Consider the following 22,080-nt stretch of genomic DNA (forward strand, 5'->3'; position numbering starts at 1 on the left):
ATAACAGAGGATATATCCGTTCTGAGCCAAAATATAACGACCGTTCTTGGGGGTAATCATCATTTCCGATACAATGCAATTCATCGTCTATACACTCGAATTTTGCCCGAATTGCGAAATTCTCAAGGAGTTCCTGGCCTCCAGGGGTGTTTCCTTCGTCGAGTGCGACATGGCGTCCGCTGAGGGGCTGACGGAACTCCGGATGAACGGCGTATTCGTCCAGGAAGCGCCGGTGCTGCAGAAAGGCGACGCCTTCTATACGGCGGGCGACCTCTTCGCCGGCGGCGCGTTCCAGGAGGACCTTGTCGCCGACCTGATCGCGGGGGCATGAGGTTGGCGGCGCACAGGTCAACGCAAACAACCCTGTTCGGGAAATTCCTTCCCACCCTCCCCAAAGTCCGGACCACGGGAGGGTATCTCCTCAACTGGGACCGGGACCGGATCATCCGGCAGATCACGGAGGAGACCCGGCTGGTCGAGACCTTCTACAACTCCCGGGGAGCCGGCGAGGAGACGGCGAAGGAGATCGCCCGGCTGGTCGAGAGGAAGATCCAGATGCTCGGCCTTCAGACGCTCTCCGGGCCCCTGATCCGCGAGATCGTCAACATGACGCTTCTCGAACGCGGTCTTGTCTCCTACCGCAACGTCTGCACCAGGGTGGGAACCCCGGTCTTCGACGCGCACCTCATCGACGTCGGGCGGGGATTCGAAGCCCACGACAACGCCAACCTCCAGGAGAACGCCGAGACCTCGCACAAGAAGAAGGCGGACAAGATCAGCAAGGAGCAGTACCTCCTGCAGCTCCCGCCGGCCCTTGCGGACCACCACCTCCGTGGTGACCTCCATATCCACGACCTGGAATACTTCGGGACGCGCCCGTTCTGTATCGACGGGAGCACGGTCGTACCCCTGCGGATGGAGAACCGGATCCGGAGTCTTCGCCTCGACGAACTCCCGATTGAGGGCGATGTATGGCACCCGCGTGACCTCTCCGCGCTCACGCCGAAGGGCTGGAGGCGCGTCGCAAAGGTGACCCGCCGGAAGGTGAACCCGGGCGAGATGCGCCGGATCCGGACATCGGGCGGACGGTCGCTCCTGGTCACCGGCGAGCACCGGATCCCGGTGCGGACCGGAGAGGGGATGGCCATCCGTCGTGCCGACGAGATCCGGCCCGGAGACGTTCTCTACCGGATCTCCGGGACCGACGGTCTCCGCGGGGAGACGATCGGATCGATCGACCTCGTCCGGGAACTATCTGCATCGGTTCCGGCCGAACTCCTCGATAACGTCTACGTCCGCGGGGCCGAAGAGGTCTTTAGTCACGTGGTGCAGAGCGGGCGGGCCGCATCATACACCGAGATCTCGCGGGAACTCGGCGTCGAGCACCAGAAACAGTGGTATACGCGCGGAATCATGCCGGTCGCGCTCTTTGCAGCCCTCTCCCGCCGCTACGGCATCGAGGACTACGCCGGGATCACCATCGGGGTTACGGGGAGCGAACACGAACTGCCCGCACTCCTTGAACTTACACCGGAACTCGTCCGGCTCCTCGGGTTCTTCGTCTCGGAGGGGAACTATAACGCCGTCCCGGCAGTCGGGCAGTACAACCTCGCGATAACCGAGAACCACCAGGCGCCCGCGATCACGGCCTCGGCGCGTACCTGCCTGAACACCTACGCAACGATCGCCGGCGGCGCTCCCGATACCACGACCATCTACGGGGTCGAGGTGGAGCGAAACCGGGCGCTGCAGGTCTACTTCGGCGGCAAGGCGGCCTATCTGCTCTTCCGCTACGTCTTTGCCATCCCTGAGGGAGCAGCAGGAAAACGCCTCCCCTGGATCGTCTACCACTTAGACGACGTGCTCCTCCACGAGTTCCTCTCCGCTCTCTTCACCGGAGACGGTTCGACATACTACCGCCCGGAGAAGTCGGACTGCATCGTCAACTACACCACCGCATCGCCGGAACTCCGGCAGGAACTCTCGCTTCTGCTCGCCTCACTCGGGATGTCGCCGTATATCGTCGAACCCTACGGCGAGGAGGAGCGACGGACGCTCTACCGGCTCCAGCTCAACGGGAGAAGGAACATCGAGACGTTCGCCCGGTACGCCACGTTCCTCGACGAACGGCAGGACCACATCGACAGGTTCCTCTCCACGGTGAAGGGAATACAGACCGCCGGGCGGGAAGAGACCGTTCTCGATAACGGGCCTGCGGAGCCCACCGGCGAGTACGTTTACGACCTCTTCCTCGACGGCGACGGGAGCGAGGAAAGCCACACGTTCTACGCATCGGACGGCCTTCTCATCCACAACTGCCAGGACTGGGACCTGCGCTACTTCTTCTACTACGGCCTGATGCCCGATGGAAACGGGACGAAAGCATCGGTCGCCGGCCCCGCGAAACGGGCCGAGGTGGCGGTCCTCCACGCGGTCAAGGCGCTCGGCTCGGCCCAGACGAACTTCGCCGGCGGCCAGGGCTACTACAACTTCCTCACGTTCATGGCGCCCTTCTTCGAAGGGATGGACTACGGCGAGATCAAGCAGTTGATGCAGATGTTCGTCTACGAGATGACCCAGATGATGGTCGCCCGGGGCGGCCAGGTGGTCTTCTCGTCGGTCCAGCTCTCCCCGGGCGTCCCCACCCTCTGGAAGGACAAACCCTGTGTCTACCGCGGCAAGGTCTGGGACGGAAAACAGGCGCCGCTCCGGACCTACGGCGAGTTCGAGCGGGAGGTCCGGCTCCTCTTCAAGGCGCTGATGGAGGTGATGCTCGAAGGGGACTACTGGGGCAAGCCCTTCTCCTTCCCGAAACCCGAGATCAGCATCGAACCCGACTTCCTCGTCGAGAACGAGGAGTTCAACCGCGAGCACCCCGACCTCCCGACCTACCAGGACCTCTACCTGATGACCTTCGAACTCGCGTCCAAGTACGGCACCCCCTACTACGACAACCAGATCCCCGGCTACCGGGGCGCCGGGGAGGGGATCTCATGCTACCAGTGCCTTGCAGGCGACGAACTGGTCCCGGTCGCCGACCCTGACGGCAGGGTTGCCGTCAGGGCGATCCGGGACCTCTTCGATGCCGCGGCGACGAACGGACGGCGGGTCGATCCCTTCGGCACGGAACTCGCCTACTACGACGGGAAGGCCCCGAGCGTCGACTTCACCACTCTGGAAGCGTCGCTCCGTCCGTTTCGGGGCGTGATGCGCCGGCGATATACCGGGGACCTCCTCCGGATCACCCTGGAGTCGGGACGGAAGATCACCGTCACCCCCGATCACCCGGTCTATGTCCTGAACGGCGACGGGTTCACGAAAGAGACCGCCGGGGACCTCGAGACCGGCGACTACCTGCCGGTGTTAAGAACCAGCGGATTCTGCGAAGACCCGATCACGGAGCTCGATGTTCTCGAGGTCCTCACACGGGCGGGATACGCCGATTCAGTCCGCGTCACCGAAGACGGCGTGAGGCTCCGGAGCGCCGGACGGCCCGGTCTGCCCCGCACCCTCCCGGTCGGCCGCGACCTCGTAACGCTCCTCGGCTACTATCTCAGGGATGGGTCGAGCGACCGTGCCGGGCGGCGGTACACCGTCAGGCTCTCGTTTAAGGGGCACGAATCGGAGATTGCGGCGGACGCCGCTGCCTGCGTCCGCACCGCTCTCGGTTGCGTCCCGCAGGTCCGCAAGTCGGCGACGGGGACCACCGTCGTCATCAACAGCAAACTCGTATATCTCCTGGTCGACGCCCTCGGGTGCGGTTCCGGGGAGAATAAAACGGTGCCCGACCTTCTCTTCAACCTCGACCGCACCCTCGCGGGCAACTACCTCGGTGCGGCCTTCTGCACGACGGGGAGGACGACCTCCGGCCGCCGTGCCCGGAGCATCAGGCTGAATACAGCCTCCCGGGACGCTGTCCAGAAGTTGATCTGGCTTGCGGGACAACTCGGCGTGCAGATGAGCTACGCCGAGCGGGAAACCAGGAAAGCCCCGCAAAAGACCTATATCTGCAGGATCACGGCTCAGGAGCAGATCGACAGGTTCTACGCGGAGACCGGATGCCGTGCGGAGGTGCCGCAGGGCCGGCAGACCGACGGGACCTTCACGCACCTCCCGGAGAGAGAAGCCCGAACCGGGTGCGTCGGCATTGCCTGCGCGAGCAGATGCAATTTCGGCGGAATAGAGGGAATCCAGGTATCGCTGGTCCTCCCCCCCGTCGTCCGCGATGCCGGGACGGGAAGGCTCGCCCGGGGAGATATCCACCCGCTCCGCATCCGCTCGATCGAACCGGTCGATTACAACGGCTACGTCTACGACCTCGTCGACGTCACCGGCACCCATACCTTCTCGACCGCGCTCGGCATCGTGACCGGAAACTGCTGCGCCTATCAGTTCTCCTCCCTCGCCAACGAGGACGACGAGTTTGAAGACAAACTCTACTTCCGGGAGGGGAAGCACTTCTCGATGGGCTCCTGGCAGGTGATGTCCATCAACTGCCCGCGGGCGGCATATAAGGCGGAAGGCGACCAGGACCGGCTCTTTGCCGAGCTGAAGTCGCTCATGGACACCGCCGTCGAACTCTACCGGATCAAGCGCCGGTGGATGTCCCTCATTCGAGCGAACGGGCGGATGCCGTTTGCGATGCAGCGCCCGAAAGACCCGAATACCGGTGAACGCGGTGCGGTTGCCGTCGACCTCGAAGGACTCGTCTACACCATCGGCGTCGTCGGTGTCAACGAGATGGTGCAGCACTTCACCGGCCACCAGCTTCACGAGTCAAAAGAGGCGTTCCGCCTCGCCGTCCGGGCCATGACCGAACTCGAGATGTACTCCCGCGAACTCTCAAAGAAGCACAACATGACGATTGCTCTTGCCCGGACCCCGGCGGAGACGACCGGCCAGCGGTTTGCGGTCGCCGACCTCCTCGACGAGCGGTTCCGGGACCACGCGATCAAGGTCGTCAAGGGCGACGCGGATCGGGCGCTCGAGATGCTCGGCACGACGCTCGACCTCCCCATCTACTACACCAACGGGACCCATGTCACTCCGGCGGCCCCGGTCCCGCTCACGAAACGGATCGAGATCGAGCATGTCTTCTTCCCCATCGTAGACGGCGGGAACATCTTTCATATCTGGCTCGGAGAGGCACGCCCCGACCCCCGGGGGCTGATGGAGATGGCGATGAACCTCTGCCGGACGACCCAGATCGGCTACTTCGCCTTCACCCGGGACCTGACGGTCTCCCTGAAGGAGTACCGGGACCTCAGGCCGAAGCACCCGGACCAGGGGAAGGTGGGCGGGGTGTCCCCGGCGGCGAACCGGGCGGACGCCTGACCGCTATCGTACCTTTTTTGGCCGTGTAAGGAGATTCTGATCGATGATTGATCTGACGGCATCACTTCTCGCTATCGACGTCGGCCGGGGCACCCAGGACATCCTGGTCTACGAACCCGGCCGAACGATTGAGAACAGCATCAAACTGGTCCTCCCCTCCCCGACCGTGGTGACGGCAAAGAGAGTCCGGCAGGCGACCGAAGCCGGGCGCCCGGTCTTCCTGGAAGGGTTCCTGATGGGCGGCGGCGCAAGCACCGACGCGATACGGGCGCACCTCGCAGCAGGTCTTCCCGTCTATGCCACTCCCGAAGCCGCCGTGACCATCCACGACGACTTAGAGAGGGTGCGTGCGATTGGCGTTACGATCAGGGACACCCCGCCGGAGGACGCGGCGAGGGTTCACGCCACCGACTATATGGAACCGGAGATCCGAAAAGCGCTCACGCTCTTCGGCGTCGAATACCCGGAGAACGTCGCGATCGCGGTCCAGGATCACGGCTATTCCCCGCACCGGAGCAACCGTATCCACCGGTTCGAGCTCATGCGGGACCGGCTGGAAGACGGGGACTGGAACCTCCTCTCGCTCGCCACCGACCCGCCCCTTCCCGATATGACCCGGATGCAGGCGGCGCTAAAGCAGGCCCCGGGTGCGCTCGTCACCGACACCGGGCCGGTCGCCCTCATCGGGGCGCTCTGCGACCCGAACGTCCGGCAGATGGCGGAGACCGGGGTGACCCTCGTCAACGCCGGGAACGGGCACACCCTCTGTTTTACCCTGAAAGGACACGAGATCTACGGGCTCTTTGAACATCACACCGGCGCGCTCGACCCCGCAAAACTGCAACACTACGTCCGGCGGCTCACCGACGGCACGCTGACTTCGAAGGAGGTCTTCGACGACGGCGGTCACGGGGCGGCGATCAGAAAACCCCTCGCCACCGATGCCGTGGTCGTCACGGGCCCAAACCGGCTCCGGCTGCTGCCGGAGGCCTACCAGGCGGCACCTTTCGGGGACATGATGCTCTCGGGGTGTTTCGGGCTCGCATACCTCTGGAAGCGGTTTCGGGAGGGGTGATCGGGGTAACATGTCTCACGAAGAGCCTGCCTCTGTCGTCCCCGAGATCTGACCCATGAGCCCGCGGAAGAACTTCGCGAACAGGTCGAGCGGCGACGACGGGGACACACCCGATTCCTCCGCCGCGCCGCCCTCTTCTTTGTCGTAGATGACCCCCAGGTGTTCCGTCCCGAGGCCCTGCAGGGCCTCAAGGTGCCCGGTTGCCCCGGCGACGATTGTTTCGTGGCCGACGCCCCGCCCCCACGCGTCGGTCAATGTCTCCGACGGGAGGAGCGTCGAATTTTCGATGCCTGCAAGCGTATAGAGTTCGGGGAGGGGCAACTCCGCCGCCGCTCCCGCTCCCGCGTCGGGTCGGACGGCGATCACCGGGTCGGAGAAGCCTGCAGAGGGGACCTCCTGGTCGCCGGTAAAAGCGTATGCCTGGAAGGCGAAAACGTCCGGGTTCGACGTCAGGTTGGTGACCAGCCGCTCCTCCGGGAGGGTGAGGTTGTCGAGCGTCAGCCTTCCGGTGCGGGTGGTGACCGAGAACTCCCAGGCGCCGCGCTCCCCGTCCCGGAGACCCGATAGTTCGCGTGTCCGCGTGATCTCGTAGACCCCGGTCTCGCCCGGCGGCGGCACCAGGACGACATAGGCCGGGTTCTCTTCGGTGATCGACACGTTCCGGGCCTCAACCGTCACGGTGACGGTGAACGTCTCCCCCTCGAACGCGACCCGGGGGTGCCGGCCGCCGAGGTGCATGGCGGTGTCGAGCAGCCATTCGAGGTTTGCAATCTCAACCCCGTTCCGGGTGAGGGCGACGTCCTCCGGAGTCCGGGGGAGGAGCACCCCGACACCTTTGACGAACAGTCCGTCGCGCGGCCCGGCGGCTTCAAGCGGCGTTTCGGTCTCATTCTCCTCCGAGGTGCGGGAGGCTGCGGCGGGGCCGACAAGGTGGTGACTGCTCTGGACCAGCGGGCGGTCGTGCGACTGGTGCGCTTTCGCCATCGTTGCGCCCGGTCGCGGCGGTGCATACCTTTCCAGGGTCGGTATCGCCGTCTCTTCAGACTCCTCGTCGTCGAAGTCGTCCGTCTCGGGGACGGTCGTTGCCGTCACAGTCGCATTCTCCCCGGTGTCCGGGAGAGCGGACGCGGGAGGAGCAGCCAGGCCGACACAGAGCACCAGGGCCAGGGATGCGAGGAGAAGGCCCCCTGACAACGCTGCCCGTTCCACTGCAGAGACGTGAAGATCCACGCGCCCACCGGACCCCCTCTTCATGAGAGTCTCATGGAGCACGGACGAATATAAATAGATTTCTGATCGGGAAACACCCGGGACTTCCCGGATAGAGATGCCCCTCCGGAATTTCCGGATCGCTCACCCGCGGGGTGGAACACGAACAACGACCAAAAAAGAGGGATTCAGGCAACCTCATTCTGTGCCAGCTGGACATCGGCGATATCGTGCTGCCGCTGCGCAAGAACCTTTGCCTTGAAAATATTCTTCCCGCCCTTACCGATGGCAAGACCCCGGTCTTCATCCCGCACCTCGACAAGGGCGACCTGCAGATCCTCCTCATTGGTAGAGAATTCGATACCGGTGACCTGAGCGGGGAGGAAACAGTTCCGCAGGAACTGGGCCGGGTCAGGAGCGTACTCCACGACCTCGATCCGTTTACCCATCACGTCGGACGCCTTTTTGATGCTCGACCCGCCCTTGCCGATGGCAAGTCCCATATCGCCGGGGTTGATCACGAAGATGATGCGCTCGTTGCGGTTGTCAACGATGCAGTCGCGGCTGCCTGCGCCGGTGAGGCTCTCGAACTGGGAGATAAGGCGCATGCACTCCTCAGTCAGCACGACCTGTGGCATAGTCCTACACTCTCGCAGCATTCAGGATATCGGATTCACCCGGCTCGATCACAGCAAGCGCACTGACGACGTACGGCATACCGCAGGCTTTCCCGAGCTGGACGCTCGAGCCTTCGTAGACGTAGACAGGGATATCGATCTCTTTCACAAGGTTTTTGACGGATTCGGGGCTGTTGGCGGCCACCACAACAAGTTTGGCCTTGCCCTCTTCGATGCATTCCCGGGTCTTGTTCTGGCCGAGGAACACGGTTCCGGTCTTCACAGCTTTACGTAGCGAAGCATTAAAGTCCATACTGTAATTCTCCTAGGTTTTCAGGTTTACGGGTTTTGCGATGAGTTTCACATCACCGGTGCCAAGCTGAATGGGCTGACCCACGATCACGTTCTCCGTGACGCCGTTCAATTCATCCACTTCGTTTGCGATTGCTGCATCCAGCAGATGGTTGACGGTGACTTCGAATGCGGCCCGGGAGAGGACGCTTTCCTTCTCACCGGCAATACCGTGCCGGCCGATCTGCTTGACCTCGCCGTCCATGCACATCATGTCGGCGACGAGCATGATATGGCGGACGTCGACGCCAAGACCCTGTTCGTTCAGGGTGCTTAAGGCTTCCTGGATGATCATGTTCCGGCCCGCCTCGATACCGAGCACATCGGCGATCTCGCTGATGTTGTTGCTCCGGGTGCGGGAGGTATCGACTCCCTCAACTTCGAAGACATCTTTTAGGTTGGAGCCCTCAGTATAAAGGATATACTCCCCGCCTTCTTTTCTGACAACGACCCGCTCGATGTCGTCGATGCCCTGGACGATGACGTTTCTGACATGCTCTGCAAGCTGGAAGAGATTCTGGTAACTTTCCCGGTTTTTCGGGGTGAACGTGAGTGAGGCCTTCTTCACGTCGCCTTCGACATCGAAGTCGCGGAAGTGCCGCTTTTCCCGGATCTTCCTCGGCGCCGTCTCGAAGATCTCTTCCACCGCAATCTTACGCCGGTCGCAGACCGATTTATTCAACAGGACGAGAACCTGCATGTTCTCCATGTCGATGGTGATATCCCCGAACTCGTGGAGCGGCGCGGCCTCGATCTGCCAGCTCACCTCACGGGCGCGGTCACGGTTGAACGCCCAGTCGTCCAGAAGGTAAACCGCCATCGTGGGGGTGCTCGGCTCGCGCCGGGCGTCCATGATCTCGATGAGACGGGGAAGACCGAGGGTAACGTTGATCTCGGCCACACCGGCGTAGTGGAAGGTTCGCATCGTCATCTGGGTGCCGGGCTCGCCGATGGACTGCGCCGCCACGATACCGACCGCCTCGCAGGGCTCGATCCGGCTCTTCTCGTATTCGGAGAAGACCATCGAGAGAATACGGTCAAATTCTTCTTCCGTAACATCCACGCCCGAAAGACTCGTCATCAGGTCCTGCCGGGTCCGGTAGGGCAGATCGAGGGCATCGATCCGCTGCTCCATATCGCTGTTCATTTGACCTCCTCCTTTAAGACGCTCTCAACGATCCCTTTCACGTCCACCGGGGCGCCGTAACTGCTCCGGCCGGGGTCGGTTCCATCCTCGCCGTAGCGGAACTGGATGATCCGGCCTCCCGTCGTTCGGACGGTACCGTCGTATTCCACCTTGAGGTCCTGCAGGGCGTTGATCATCCGCCGCTGCAGGTAACCGCTCTGCGACGTCCGGACCGCCGTGTCCACAAGACCCTCACGTCCGCCGATTGAGTGGAAGAAGAACTCGGTCGGCGTAAGACCGCTCTTGTAACTATTGGTGACGAATCCGTGCGCCTCAGCACCGCGGTCGTTCCTCCGGAAGTGCGGCAGCGTCCGGTCCTCGTAACCACGCATGATCCGCTCGCCACGGACAGATTGCTGCCCGAGACAACCGGCCATCTGCGTCAGGTTCAGCATCGAACCGCGAGCGCCGGAGACCGCCATCACCACGGCGCTGTTGTCCATCCCGAGGTGCCGACCGGCGATCTCACCGGTGCGGTCACGGGCCTTGCCGAGCACCTGCATGATCTGCATCTCGAGCGTCTCCTCAAGCGTCCGGCCCGGCATCGGTTCAAGTTGCCCCTCATTGTAGATCTTGATCCGGCGTTCGACATCGCCGAGAGCACCCGAAAGGACCTCATCGATCTGGCCGTATTCGGTCCGGGTCAGGTCTTCGTCGTCAATGCCGAACGAGAACCCCCTGAGCATGATGCCCCGGATCGAGAGTTGCGTCACGTCGTCGATGAACTGAACCGCCCGCTTCATGCCGTGCTGCCGGATGATCCGGTGCAGGATCTGGCCGTCGAACGCGCCGATACCCTTCTTGTCGATGGTGCCGGAGAGCAGGTTCCCGTCGACGATCCGGACGTACGCATCGTTCTCGCACATCTCCCGCCGGCAGGTCTCGCAGTTCTGGCACGACGAGGCACGAAAGATCATATTCAGGCTGTCGGGGAGGATGAGCGAGAAGATCTGTTTGTTGGTCCAGAGAGGCTTACCGGCCTCATCCATCTTGGCCGGTGCGGGGAGGTGCTCGATCGGGAGGTGCTGGGTGAGGTAGAGCGTCGTCTCCTTGTCGAAGTAACGGACCGTGTGCGTCAGGAGGAAGATCCCCGAGATGTGGTCGTGAATACCCCCGATGATCGGGCCGCCGGTCCTCGGCGAGAGGATGTTTGCCTGCACCGAGACCAGGATCTCGGCCTCGGCCCGCGCCTCCTCGGTCTGCGGGATGTGCAGGTTCATCTCGTCGCCGTCGAAGTCGGCGTTGTAAGGAGGACAGACGGCCGGGTTCAGCCGGAAGGTCCTCCCGTCCATCACGACGATCCGGTGCGCCATGATGCTCATCCGGTGCAGCGAGGGCTGCCGGTTGAAGAGGACGATATCCCCGTCTTTTAACTGCCGCTCCACAGTCCAGCCCGGCTCGATCATCTCCGTGACCGTCTCCAGGTTCGTATCGGAGAGGCGCATCCTCCGGTTGTCCGGCCGGATGACGTAGTTTGCACCGCAGGGCGACCTGATGGTGGGGCGCTCGGGACCGTTCAGGATGTACTGTTTCATCTCCTCGATGTTGAACCGGGTTACCCGGATCGGGACGGTCATCTCGTTTGCGATGGCAAGCGGTATCCCGACCTGGCTGATGGAGAGGTTCGGGTCGGGAGAGATGACCGTACGGGCGGAGAAGTTCACACGCTTGCCGGAGAGCGAGCCGCGGAACCGCCCTTCTTTCCCCTTGAGCCGCTGTGAGAGGGTCTTTAAGGGCCGGCCGCTCCGGTGCCGGGCGGGCGGGCACCCCGCCACCTCGTTGTCGAGATAGGTGGTGACGTGGTACTGCAGGAGTTCCCAGAGGTCCTCGATGATCAACTGAGGCGCGCCGGCATCCTGATTTTCCTTGAACCGCTGGTTGATCCGGATGATATCCACAAGTTTGTGGGTCAGGTCATCTTCAGACCGCTGCCCGTTTTCAAGGATGATCGAAGGGCGCATCGTGACCGGCGGGACCGGGAGGACGGTAAGGATCGTCCACTCCGGCCGTGCGACGTCCGGGTTGACCCCCATCGCCCGCAGGTCCTCGTCCGGGATCTTCTCAAGGCGCGCCCGGATATCCGCCGGGGTCAACTTGTGCTCCACCTTCCTCCCGTCTTCCACAAAGACTTCGGAGAAGGTGGTGGGTTTCTCGAAGTTGATCTTGAGTTGCTGCTCTCCGCAGTGGGGGCAGACACGCTCTTTCTTGATATCCTTCTCGGAGACGATATCTCCCGCGAGCTCGCCTTCGTCGGGCCCGGTGATCTTCTCGACCTCTTCCTCGGTCATCAGCAGCCGGGAACAGGACCTGCAGGTCACCCGCAGGAGTTTCCGGATCAGCCGGGTGTAGCCGACGTGGATGACGGGCTTCGCGAGTTCGATATGCCCGAAGTGACCCGGGCAATCGGCCGCCTTCTGGTCGCAGGTCTTGCACCGGAGCCCCGGGTCGATGACGCCCAGGTTTAAGTCCATCAGGCCCTGCGGGTAGGGAAACCCGTCGTCGTCGTAGGTATCCGCCCAGATGATCTTCCGGACGCTCATTTTGCGGATCTCCTTCGGGGAGAAGAGCCCGAATTCGATCCTTCCAACACGTTTTGGACTGGTCATAGTTTGAAACTGCCCCCTTGTCGTTACACCATATCGTCGAGTCTCAGGCGGGGAGCAATGCCCATGCTCTTCATCTCATCGAGGAGGAGTTTGAAAGCGTAACTCATCTCGACGGGGTAGATGTCGGTTTCGCTGCCGCAGGCAAGACACCGCGTGACCTTTCTCTTCCGGTCGAGCATCGCCACCATGCCGCACTTCGCACAGACCCACTGGGTCACCTTATCTGACTCGTCGAGCAGCCGCTCTTTTAAGGCCATGGCCGCACCGTGACCGATCATCACATCCCGCTCCATCTCACCGAACCGGAGACCGCCCTCACGGGCACGCCCTTCGGTCGGCTGGCGGGTGAGCACCTGCACGGGGCCGCGCGACCGCGCATGCATCTTGCTCGATACCATGTGGTAGAGTTTCTGGTAGTAAATGACACCCATGTAGATGTCGGCGTCGAACTGCCGGCCGGTTATGCCGTCGTACATCACTTCGCGGCCGTTGTGGGAGAAACCGAGTTCCTTGAGCGAATGCCGAAGGTCGGCCTCGCGTTCGCCGCGGAACGCCGTCGCATCGATCCGGCGGCCCTCGAGGGAGCCGACCTTGCCGCCCAGCATCTCGAGCATATGCCCGATGGTCATACGGCTCGGGACTGCATGGGGGTTGATGATCAGGTCGGGCGTCATGCCCGACTCGGTGAACGGCATGTCCGCCGAAGGCTGGATGAGCCCGATGACACCCTTCTGACCGTGCCGGGACGCGAACTTGTCGCCGATCTCCGGTATCCGGAGGTCCCGGGTCCGGACCTTTACGAGGCGCGAGGAGTTCTCGCCCTCCGTGATGATGACGGTATCCACGATACCGTGTTCGTTGCTCCGCATCGTGACCGAAGTGTCGCGCCGTTTCTCGACGGAGATCAACTCGCTTGTCGGTTCCTCAAGGAACCTCGGCGGAGAGGTCTTTCCGATCAGCACATCCTTCTCGCGGACGACCGTCTCGGGGTTGATGACGCCGTCGACATCGAGGTTCGCGTAGTACTCGGCACCGTGCGCGCCGGAGACTTCTTCGTCCGGGATCTCGATCCGGTCGACCTGGCCGCCGGGGTAGCGCCGCTCCTCGCCGTCGTAGGTGCGGAAGAAGTGCGAGCGCCCGAGGCCCCGGTCGATGGAAGCCTGATTCATGATCAGAGCGTCTTCAATGTTGAAGCCTTCATACGAGATGATCGCAACGACGAAATTCTGGCCCGCAGGCCGTTCGTCGGAGCCGATCACGTCGGAGGTCTGGGTATAGGTGAGCGGCTTCTGGACATAGTGGAGCAGGTGCCCCCGGGTATCGGGGCGGAGCTTCATGTTTGCCGCCCCGAACCCGAGCGCCTGCTTGACCATCCCGGCACCCATGGTGACCCGGGGACTTGCGTTGTGCTCGGGGAAGGGGACGTGCGCCGCACCGATCCCGAGGATGAGCGAGGGGTCGATCTCGAGATGCGTATGCTCGGGGGTAAGGTCCTCTTCGTTGATGGCGATGTAGAGGTCTTCCTCCTCCTCGGCGTCGACAAACTCAATCGCGCCCTTGTGAACGAGATCCACAAAAGCCATCTCACCGTTTCGGAGCTGCTCGATGTCGTCTTCGGTCACCTGCGGCCTGCCGTCGCGCACCACGATCAATGGGCGGCGCGCCCTTCCGCGATCGGTGTGAATGATGACATCGTTGTTGAACTCCTTGTAGGAGACATTGACCTCGCCGGACATCTCGCCGTGTCGACGCATATCGCGCATCCGGGCGACAAGGTCACGGGGGTCGTCCACAAGCCCGATCAGGGCTCCGTCGACGAAGACACGCGACTGCCTCATGCCGTCTCCCTCCGGAGGGCAATGACGCCTATATCATAGAGAATATTCTTCACTTCCTCTTCATCGATGACGCCCTTACTGATCTCGACCATCTGGGCGAAGTTCTTTACCAGACCACAATTCGGACCCTCAGGGGTCTCGCTCGGACAGATCCGGCCCCACTGAGTCGGATGCAGGTCACGGGCCTCGAAGTGCGGCTGCGAACGGGAGAGCGGGGAGATCACGCGCCGGAGGTGCGAGAGCACCGCCATGTGGTCTACCCGGTCCAGGAGCTGCGAGACGCCGGTGCGCCCGCCCACCCAGTTGCCGGTGGCAAGCGGGTGCAGCAGCCGTTCGGTCAGAACGTCCGCGCGCACGGCGGTGCCGATCGAGAGGTCGCGGTGACGCATGCTGGCCCGTTCGAGTTGATACTTCACATCTCTTGTCAGGCGGTTTAACGAGATCCGGAAGAGGTCTTCCATAAGGTCGCCGGCAAGTTTCAGCCGTTTATTCGAGTAGTGGTCCTTATCGTCGATCCGGCGCCGGTCAAGCACCAGGTCGAAACAGGCTTCGGCCATCCGGCCGAGGAAATGCGCTTTTGCGAGGCGGACACCCTCGACCGCCGCGCGGTATCCGGGGTCCTCCTCTTTCAAGCCCACCGGCATCAGGTAGTTTAAGTGCGGGAGGAGGTAGTTATCGAGGACGAACTCCGCCCGTTTGCGCTGGTAGTCGCGGGTCTGGTTCGGGGCGAGTTTCTTCCCGACGTACATGACGCCGTCGTCGACCGTGTCGCACTCGCTCTCCTCCAGGTTCTGCATCATGAAGGTGAGGATCTCCTCGTCGGTGGAGACCGCCTCCACGATGTCGTGGTCGCCCTGGAGCCCCAGCGCCCGCATCAGGTCGACGAAGCGAAGGTGCCCGGCGACCGAGGGGAACGAGACCTCAAGCAGGTTCTTCCTGTTGCGCTCGACGATCACAAGCGCACGGTAACCCCGGAACTGCGAAAAGACCTTTGCGACGTAGATCCGCTCGTTGTAGCGCTCGGTAAACTCGGTCATGATCTTGTTCGAGGCAAGGTCCTCAAGCGTCATCAGCACCCGCTCCGTACCGTTGACGATGAAGTAACCGCCGGGATCGAGGGGATCTTCACCGTGCTCGGTTCGCTCGGCGTCGCTCATGTTGTAGAGGTTGCAGGCGGCCGAGCCCACCATCACCGGCAGCTGCCCGATGGTGGTGACGATCGGGTCCGATCGAACGTCGCCCTGGACGAGCGTCATCGCAAGTTGAATGGGTGCCGCATACGTGAGGTTCCGGAGGCGCGCCTCACTCGGAAAGAGTTCGGACTGCGAGCCGTCCGCCTCACGGACAAGCGGCTTTTTCACCTCAATCTTACCCAGCTCAACCCATACGGCCTCTTTACCTTTACCACGGGTCTCGATATCGGTCTCGATAACACGCTGTTCATCGACGACCTTCTGGAGGTTGTGCAGAAGAAAGTAGTTGTAAGAATCTAACTGGTGACGTGCTACGTGTTCCCGTGAAAAGTATGCTCTCGACAAAACACTTCTATCTAACAGATGGATCAGCTCCCGGCCTAATGTATTATTTCTTCGGTCTCTTCACGACGAGGCGATACGCCTCGGCTCTGCCCGCCGTACGACTTTCACGGGTAATCCGGATGACGTTCCCGACATCGGCCCCGATAGCTTTTACTGCAGGATCGTCGTGATAAATTTTAGGCAGTTGTTCTAAGGAGATATGGTACGTCGCAAGGAGGTCCGAAACCTCCGCTTCACCCATAATCTGATGGTCCGGAACCATCTCATGTTTGAGTACGTCAAGTGGTGTGCCCATCGCCTTACACCCCACCGACGAAAAAGTTGCGTATCAGATGCATCACCTTAAAATCCATAGACATCGCCCATGGCAACGGGCCCAAGGGGATTTGAACCCCCGACCACCTGGTTAAAAGCCAGGCGCTCTACCTAACTGAGCTATAGACCCCGCGCGTACTTGCCATCCAGCATTATTACAATGCAAGAATAGTATAAATAACTTACTTCCAGGCGTATCATATAATTCGCAGTCCAACGATATAAACTTTTCAATTCTCTATCCCCGCGAGACCAACCGGAACGTTTAATGCCCCCCCGATAGCCTGTTCATAGGTATATCTTACCGGAGCAAGGGTGTCCGCATGAATCCCTATAAAGACCATGCCGATACGGTCACATCCGCCATATCATGGGTATCTCAGGGCATATACCTGCTCATCGCCGTCTCACTCTCTCTGCTTGCGATCATCTCGTTCTACGACGTCGCCCTGCAGATAGTAGCGCTTGTCCATACCGAAGACATGACCGCGGGCGTGCTCCGGGTTCTGCACGCGCTCCTCCTGACCCTCATCATCGTCGAGATCCTGGAGACGGTAACGGCGTACTTCAGGACCAATCGGGTGCAGGTGACACCGATCCTGATCGCGGGCATCACCGCGATGGTGCGGCGGGTACTGACCTTCGGGGTCGAGTCCGTCGCGCCCCTCGATATCGGCATGACGCTTGCTGCAATCCTCGTCCTGACAATCGCGATCATCTACATCGGGCGGCAGGAGCGCGAAAACAGTTATTAAAAACGGCATTCTCCTGGCAGGAAAAGGCCGACGCGCCGCTCTAAGAAAGGGTTTCCCGGGAGCGGGAAGATAAACGCGATCACCGGGCCTCCAGGAGATCCGCAAACCTGATCCTGACCTGGTTCAGGCGCTCTTCCTGGAGTTTGATGCTTGCCGCCATGCTCTTTATGGCCCGCGTGATGTCCTCGCCGATTCCCGTCCGGGCATCCTTGATGCTGTAGGTCGTTTCCAGAATCTTCAGGAGGCGTTTGTTGATATCGACGCTCCGCGAGAGGCGCTCATACTCATCGACGAGTTGGGGGTCGACGCCGGCCTTGCGCGCCCGCTCGATATCGGCGGCGATGGAGTGTCGACGTGCCAGCACACGTTCGATGGCCTCGTAGAGCTGGTGGTGGGTTGTGGGTTTGAGAATGTAGTCCTCGATATAGGGCCCGTATTCGTTGGCCTCCTCGGGGGTGAGGGGCTTTGCGGTCAGCATGAGCACAGGGATGTCGCGCGTCTCGGGATCGGCCTTGATTCTCTCGAGCGTCTCCCAGCCGTCCATCGGCTCCATCATAATATCCAGAAGAACCAGATCCGGCGGAGCCGTTTTCATGACCTTCAGGCACTCCTCACCACTAAACGCGGTGACTGGCCGATAGCCACCACGCTCCAGCATGGTACTGAAAACGTCGACAATCATGGGGCTGTCGTCGACGATAAGTATCGTATACATTATGCCACCTCTCCAAACCTGACCGCAAGTTCCGATAACCGTCTCTGTACTGTAGGGAGATCTGCAGACTTATGTATTACCGCTGCGATCAGAGCGGCCTCCCCCGCACTCACGATGAAGATAGTAGCGTCGGCCGCGGCGACGGTAACGGAGGATGGCCGCCGAACATGAACGCTGCCGCACGCTGCATCTGCCGACGCAAGAACCGTCGCACACATGACCGCAAAGAGGGGCGACGACTGTTCATCTTCCCGGAAGTGCCTGCCTAGAACCGTACCCTCACTGGATACAAGAGCGCAGGAAACGACACCGGCGACGGACCGAACCTCATTGATACATCTTTGGGCGTTTTCTACAATGGAAAGCTGATGATTCATACAGGTAACCCCAGGCACATCACATGTATATCTGCATTGCACAATATATGAATATCGAATCTTTCTTGCCTTCGAATTGCCTTTTTCCTGGATTTCACTGCAATTACAAGGGTATTCCTGCCGCAGAGCGCAGGATATACACGCTATCGCAGCACCCTATAGAGCCCGGAGCCGATCCGCAGGTACTCCCGCCCGCAAGCGGCGTTCGCCTGCAGATCGACTCCGGGAGAAGACCGCGCCGACCCCGTAACCATATAACCGGAGATATGCCCCAGAAAGGATATCATACGGCGTTAAAAGTGTATTTGAGTCTCCCCAGGGGGAGGGCAAAACAAATAAGATTAAATATAACGGCTGCTATTTATCCTTGAGACGGTTTTAGATGATCAGGGCTTACACCATCGCCTCAGGAAAGGGCGGGACCGGTAAGACGACCGTCACCGCGAACCTGGGAACGGCACTGGCCCAGTACGGTAGAGAGACCTGCGTCGTCGATACAGATATGGGTATGGCCAACCTGGGGCTGGTGCTGGGGCTCACGGAGACACCGGTCACGCTCCACGAAGTCCTCGCGGGGAAGGCATCGATTCAGGATGCGATGTACGAGGGCCCGTACGGTCTCAAGATCGTGCCGAGCGGCCTGTCGCTCCAGGGGTTCCAGAACGCCGACCCGCAGAAGCTCAAAGATGTGATGTGCGACCTTACCGACGCTTGCGACTTCCTATTCTTCGACGCGCCCGCCGGCATCGGCGCGGACGGGGTCATACCGCTCACCGTTGCGGACGAAGTGCTGCTGGTCGTAAATCCCGAGATATCCTCGCTCGTGGATGCCCTGAAGATCAAGATCCTGACGGAAATGATCGACGGCGCCGTCGGAGGAGCCATCCTCAACCGGGCGACCCTGGAGAACAGCGACGTGAGCAGGGGAAAGATCGAGAAGACTCTCGGCGTGTCGATCATCGATACGATCCCCGAGGACGTGAACATACGAAGAGCTGCAGCGGCGAGGACACCGGTCATCGTCGGGTCCCCCGGATCCGAATCGTCAAAAGCATTCCGAAGAATTGCAGCTCGTCTTGTGGGGTTCCCCGCTGAGGAGGAGCCCGAAAAGGTACAAGAAGGCTTTATCGAGCGGCTTGCCCGCGCACTTTTCAGGAGAGAAACATGATGGACATCAATGCAATCATGATAGTCCTGCTCTCGGTGATCATCATCTGTCTGCTGTTTATCATGTACATTATGTACGTGCGTATTCAGCAGCTTCTCGCCGAGGTCAACGCACTGACAGGCAGGATGGAGATTACCGGCAGCGAACTGGAACAGTTGACACGAAGCGTTGAGGAGTACAAGAGAACGCGGGGCTAAGGGTCGGATCACGCCCCGCCGGAAGAGAAGATATATGTGCAATTCGAGCATATACTAGAGGGAGGGGCCATAGGGTAGCCTGGCCATCCTAGGAGACTGGGGGTCTTCTGACCTGCGTTCAAATCGCAGTGGCCCCATCATACCATTTTTCCCGTATCAGGTTCCAGTACCTGTAGCATGAGATTTCAGGGGAACTGCACGGATTGTCTGATTTCCCGGGTAGAATATGAAAGCCGGCTCGCGGTCGACGATCCTGCGCGCGTGCGAAAGACCGTCGAGGCGTGCCGGGCCCTTCTCCAGCGCATCGCCGCCGACCCGGTGCCCGCACCGGTCATCGCAAGCAGGGTGCACCGCCTCGCCTACGAGATGATCGGCGACGCCGACCCCTACCGGTCCCTGAAGAGGGCCAACAACGAAGACGCGGCGGCGGTCTCTCTGGCGGTGCGCGGCAGCCTCTCGACGTTCCGCGACCTCGTCCTTGCATCGGTCGTCGGCAACACGCTGGACTACGGCTCCTCGGCTCACACCGTCACCGACAACTTCGTCGAGTTCTTTCGTCGGGAGTTTGCGGCGGGGCTGACCGTCGACGATACCGATGCGATCGAAACCCTCGCCTCCCGGGTGGTCTACCTCACCGACAACTGCGGGGAGATCGTCTTTGACGCCCTCCTTGCCGACCGCCTCAAGAAGAACGGGTCGCACGTCACGGTTGCCGTCCGGGGCGCACCGATCTTAAACGATGCGACCCTTGAGGATGCAACGGCGCTCGGCCTCGACCAGCGGGTGGACCTGCTCACCACCACCACCGACGGCGTCGCCGAACTCGGCCTCAACCGGGAACTCGCCCCGCCGGCCCTCGTCGACGCACTCGACCGCGCGACGCTCGTCATCTCAAAGGGCATGGCAAACTACGAGTCGCTCTCCGATGACCGCGACCTTCCTCCCGTAGCCTACCTGATGTCGGTCAAGTGCGGCCCGATCGGGGCGGATATCGGGCTACCCGTCGGCTCCCGGGTCGCCCTCCTCCGGGAGTAGCCGGCCCCGGGTTCCGGCGGAGGCCCCGGCATCCTTGCCCGGCAACAACAGCAATATAAGGATGACGGTGACAGTTATCGGGGTATAACGCTCCCTTTTGCATGACGACGCGTTCAATGACGCCGGATAGCGATTCGACAAGTATATTGTTTGAAATATTCTTTGGAAATTATTATATCATCCAAATATAGATACAGGTGTGGGGAAAACCACACCCGACGACCATCAGTCACTCATTCATTACCAGTCAGCAATCACCACAACCGTCCACACCTCCCAAGACCAGGGGCACAACGGGTTCGGTCGGGATACGGCCCGAAGACAGGGCCGTTCCACCAGCATTCCAGCGACCACAAGTGAGATTACACCGGCCCATGAAACCTCCGGGTGTGGTCCCCGCCTCATTTTTCGCGGTCATTGAGAACCGCATCCATTGCCACGCGGTGCCCTTCTCCTATCAAGCACCGACGGCATAGGCAAGATCCTCCTGCCGAAAAAGGGAAACTCGGGGAAAAGAGGAGCGAGTGCGCCCTTTACCAGAAGATCTTCCGGGACATCTCCAGCGCCTCGATGGCGGGCATCTTCTTCCCGGTCAGGAACTCGATTGCCGCCCCGCCGCCGGTGGAGATGTGCGTGAACCGGTCTTCGATGCCGAGCCGCTCGATGGCCGCGCCGGAGTGTCCGCCGCCCACCACCGAGAATTCCACGGTAGAAGCGGCCTTCAGGAGTTCGAACGTGCCGACGGCGAACGATTCCTCCTCAAAGAGCCCGGCCGGCCCGTTCACCACAACCGTTCCCGACCCCGTTATCTCCTTTGAGAGGCGGGCGATAGACTCGCTCCCGATATCCAGCACCTGAGCGTCCTCAGGAACGGCGTCCACCGGGTACTCGACGCGCCTGTCGTCTTCACGGACGGCGACCGAGTCCGGCAGAAAGAGACGGTCCCGGTAGGTCGAAAGGAGGTCTCGGGCCTTCTCGATCTCGTCGCGGTAACCGAGCTGGTCGATCAACTGGGCCGATGGGCGCCCGATCTCGTGGCCTGCCGCAAGCAGGAAGACATTGCCGACCACACCGACCACGATCACGTGGTCGGCGGTGCCCCGCTCGAGAACGTTCCGTGCGACCGCGATCGAGTCGTCCACCTTCGTCCCCCCGAGGACGAAGGTGACCGGGCGCGGCGCACCGGTGAAAACTCTTGAAAGGTTCGCAACCTCCTTCTCCATCAGGAGGCCGGCCACCGACGGGAGCACAAGCGGCAGCCCCACGATCGACGGCTGCGACCGGTGCGCCGTGCCGAAGGCGTCGTTGACGTAGAAGTCGGCCATCGACGCCAGTTTTCGGACAAGAAGGGTCTTCTTCGCTGCGTCGGGTTTTAAGGTCAGGTTCTCCTCGGCGGCGAACCGGAGGTTCTCGAGCATCAGGACGTCCCCGCGCTCCGCGTTCCTGATCGCTTCCCGGGCGCACCGCCCGAAGATGTCGTCGACGTAGGTCACCGGACGGCCGAGGAGCCGCTCCAGTTTAGCCGCATGCGCTTCAAGCGTCGTATAGTCCTTTTTGCCGGGCCTGCTCTGGTGCGTGAGGACGACGAGCCGCGCGTCCTCAAGTGCCTGCACCGTCGGCAGATGCTCACGGAACCTTTTGTCGTCCAGGATCTGGTTTGACGAGGGATCGATGGGTGAGTTGAAATCCACCCGCAGCATCACCGTCCCCGTCAACGTCCCCACATCTGCAAGCGTACCGATCCCCACCGGATATCACCTAACC

Annotated in this window: 18 protein-coding genes and 2 tRNA genes; 8 read left to right on the forward strand and 12 right to left on the reverse strand. The window is 61.3% G+C overall.

Annotated elements, in window-relative coordinates:
• Nucleotides 1-73: 73 nt before the first annotated feature.
• The 3 genes from BP737_RS09665 to BP737_RS09675 are packed head-to-tail and all read left to right on the forward strand — an operon-like array spanning nucleotide 74 to nucleotide 6,409.
• Nucleotides 74-331: a glutaredoxin family protein gene (locus BP737_RS09665; protein ID WP_292410680.1), complete on the forward strand. Its 258-nt coding sequence runs from the start codon at nucleotides 74-76 to the stop codon at nucleotides 329-331.
• Nucleotides 328-5,334, forward strand: coding sequence for an anaerobic ribonucleoside-triphosphate reductase (nrdD, locus tag BP737_RS09670; RefSeq protein ID WP_342686155.1), 5,007 nt, complete (start codon nucleotides 328-330; stop codon nucleotides 5,332-5,334). Before BP737_RS09665 ends, nrdD begins: the two co-directional genes overlap by 4 nt.
• A 43-nt stretch (nucleotides 5,335-5,377) precedes the next feature.
• Nucleotides 5,378-6,409, forward strand: a complete 1,032-nt coding sequence (locus tag BP737_RS09675) for a DUF1786 domain-containing protein (protein WP_292410686.1) — start codon at nucleotides 5,378-5,380, stop codon at nucleotides 6,407-6,409.
• 15 nt (nucleotides 6,410-6,424) lie between these two features.
• Here the strand turns inward: BP737_RS09675 and BP737_RS09680 are convergent, their stop codons facing one another.
• The 9 genes from BP737_RS09680 to BP737_RS09720 all read right to left on the reverse strand — a co-directional run bounded on the left by BP737_RS09680 (nucleotide 6,425) and on the right by BP737_RS09720 (nucleotide 16,199).
• Entirely contained in the window at nucleotides 6,425-7,663 is a 1,239-nt protein-coding gene (locus BP737_RS09680; RefSeq protein WP_292410688.1) for a hypothetical protein, read from the reverse strand.
• Nucleotides 7,664-7,806: 143 nt separating this feature from the next.
• Nucleotides 7,807-8,256 carry a NusA-like transcription termination signal-binding factor gene (locus tag BP737_RS09685; RefSeq protein WP_292410690.1) on the reverse strand — a complete coding sequence of 150 codons (450 nt, stop codon included), beginning with the start codon at nucleotides 8,254-8,256 and terminating at the stop codon, nucleotides 7,807-7,809.
• Between the two features lie 4 nt (nucleotides 8,257-8,260).
• Nucleotides 8,261-8,548: a 50S ribosomal protein L30e gene (locus tag BP737_RS09690; RefSeq protein ID WP_292410692.1), complete on the reverse strand. Its 288-nt coding sequence runs from the start codon at nucleotides 8,546-8,548 to the stop codon at nucleotides 8,261-8,263.
• Nucleotides 8,549-8,560: 12 nt separating this feature from the next.
• The gene (gene rpoA2 / locus BP737_RS09695) at nucleotides 8,561-9,733 is read right to left on the reverse strand and encodes a DNA-directed RNA polymerase subunit A'' (protein ID WP_292410694.1); all 1,173 of its coding nucleotides are present in this window, start codon (nucleotides 9,731-9,733) and stop codon (nucleotides 8,561-8,563) included.
• Entirely contained in the window at nucleotides 9,730-12,378 is a 2,649-nt protein-coding gene (locus BP737_RS09700) for a DNA-directed RNA polymerase subunit A' (RefSeq protein WP_292410696.1), read from the reverse strand. Before BP737_RS09700 ends, rpoA2 begins: the two co-directional genes overlap by 4 nt.
• A 23-nt stretch (nucleotides 12,379-12,401) precedes the next feature.
• On the reverse strand, nucleotides 12,402-14,216 hold the full coding sequence (rpoB, locus tag BP737_RS09705) for a DNA-directed RNA polymerase subunit B (RefSeq protein ID WP_292410698.1): 1,815 nt from the start codon (nucleotides 14,214-14,216) through the stop codon (nucleotides 12,402-12,404).
• Nucleotides 14,213-15,754 (reverse strand): DNA-directed RNA polymerase subunit B'', encoded by a 1,542-nt coding sequence (locus tag BP737_RS09710; protein WP_292410700.1) that lies wholly within the window; start codon nucleotides 15,752-15,754, stop codon nucleotides 14,213-14,215. Before BP737_RS09710 ends, rpoB begins: the two co-directional genes overlap by 4 nt.
• Before the next feature lie 43 nt (nucleotides 15,755-15,797).
• Nucleotides 15,798-16,049 (reverse strand): DNA-directed RNA polymerase subunit H, encoded by a 252-nt coding sequence (locus BP737_RS09715; protein ID WP_292410703.1) that lies wholly within the window; start codon nucleotides 16,047-16,049, stop codon nucleotides 15,798-15,800.
• Nucleotides 16,050-16,125: 76 nt separating this feature from the next.
• Nucleotides 16,126-16,199 (reverse strand) — tRNA-Lys (locus BP737_RS09720).
• A 193-nt stretch (nucleotides 16,200-16,392) separates the two neighbouring features.
• Here BP737_RS09720 and BP737_RS09725 point away from each other — a divergent pair.
• Nucleotides 16,393-16,824 carry a phosphate-starvation-inducible PsiE family protein gene (locus tag BP737_RS09725; protein WP_292410705.1) on the forward strand — a complete coding sequence of 144 codons (432 nt, stop codon included), beginning with the start codon at nucleotides 16,393-16,395 and terminating at the stop codon, nucleotides 16,822-16,824.
• Nucleotides 16,825-16,903: 79 nt separating this feature from the next.
• On the opposite strand, the gene BP737_RS09730 is transcribed toward BP737_RS09725, so the two are convergent.
• Together BP737_RS09730 and BP737_RS09735 are read right to left on the reverse strand one after the other, a co-directional pair.
• Nucleotides 16,904-17,539: a response regulator gene (locus BP737_RS09730; protein WP_292410707.1), complete on the reverse strand. Its 636-nt coding sequence runs from the start codon at nucleotides 17,537-17,539 to the stop codon at nucleotides 16,904-16,906.
• Complete coding sequence (locus BP737_RS09735) at nucleotides 17,539-17,916, reverse strand: roadblock/LC7 domain-containing protein (protein WP_292410709.1); 378 nt, start codon at nucleotides 17,914-17,916, stop codon at nucleotides 17,539-17,541. Before BP737_RS09735 ends, BP737_RS09730 begins: the two co-directional genes overlap by 1 nt.
• A 382-nt stretch (nucleotides 17,917-18,298) precedes the next feature.
• On the opposite strand from BP737_RS09735, the gene minD reads away from it, so the two are divergent.
• From minD to BP737_RS09755, 4 genes are all read left to right on the forward strand, one after another.
• Entirely contained in the window at nucleotides 18,299-19,084 is a 786-nt protein-coding gene (gene minD / locus BP737_RS09740) for a cell division ATPase MinD (RefSeq protein WP_292410711.1), read from the forward strand.
• On the forward strand, nucleotides 19,081-19,281 hold the full coding sequence (locus BP737_RS09745) for a hypothetical protein (RefSeq protein ID WP_292410713.1): 201 nt from the start codon (nucleotides 19,081-19,083) through the stop codon (nucleotides 19,279-19,281). Before minD ends, BP737_RS09745 begins: the two co-directional genes overlap by 4 nt.
• Nucleotides 19,282-19,344: 63 nt before the next feature.
• A tRNA-Pro gene (locus tag BP737_RS09750) sits at nucleotides 19,345-19,418 on the forward strand.
• Nucleotides 19,419-19,458: 40 nt separating this feature from the next.
• A complete protein-coding gene (locus tag BP737_RS09755; RefSeq protein WP_292410715.1) occupies nucleotides 19,459-20,316 on the forward strand; it encodes a damage-control phosphatase ARMT1 family protein in 858 nt (285 codons plus the stop codon).
• A gap of 533 nt (nucleotides 20,317-20,849) precedes the next feature.
• Here BP737_RS09755 and BP737_RS09760 read toward each other — a convergent pair.
• Nucleotides 20,850-22,064 carry a phosphoglycerate kinase gene (locus tag BP737_RS09760; RefSeq protein ID WP_292410717.1) on the reverse strand — a complete coding sequence of 405 codons (1,215 nt, stop codon included), beginning with the start codon at nucleotides 22,062-22,064 and terminating at the stop codon, nucleotides 20,850-20,852.
• Between the last annotated feature and the right edge of the window lie 16 nt (nucleotides 22,065-22,080).

This window comes from Methanoculleus sp. UBA291, assembly GCF_002499755.1.
In the GTDB taxonomy this organism is placed as follows: domain Archaea; phylum Halobacteriota; class Methanomicrobia; order Methanomicrobiales; family Methanoculleaceae; genus Methanoculleus; species Methanoculleus palmolei.